At 43.3% G+C, this 351-nt stretch carries 1 protein-coding gene; it reads right to left on the reverse strand.

All coding sequences use genetic code 11. The features are described from left to right. Positions 1–317: hypothetical protein (locus AAEZ05_RS27965; protein ID WP_350649807.1), on the reverse strand; the 317-nt coding region annotated here is incomplete at its 3' end. Between the last annotated feature and the right edge of the window lie 34 nt (positions 318–351).

Consider the following 351-nt stretch of genomic DNA (forward strand, 5'->3'; position numbering starts at 1 on the left):
CCTTGAGCATATTCCGTTGCATAAGACTTAATTGACACTTCTTGATTCGCTACAGCACGACCTGAGCCATCCATGACAGATATCGAACCCCGTACCGTATAGTAAATATCATCAGAAGATAACTTATTAGAGAATGCTAAAGTGGTGTATACAGCCTCTTTCGATACAGTGAGATTAGTGGTCTTACTACCAATATTTGCATTATCTTGTAATAAACGCGCATTAATAATTACTCCGCCGATAGGAGAGCTAGCATTGGCTTGATAGACCACACGCGCCTCACCTTTACTATCAGTAATAGCCGTTGCCGCAGACAAGCGTCCTGCTGACGAGTCTGACGCACGGCTAAAT

The sequence above is a fragment of the Pseudomonas sp. HY13-MNA-CIBAN-0226 genome, assembly GCF_040310305.1.
Classification (GTDB): domain Bacteria; phylum Pseudomonadota; class Gammaproteobacteria; order Pseudomonadales; family Pseudomonadaceae; genus Aquipseudomonas; species Aquipseudomonas gregormendelii.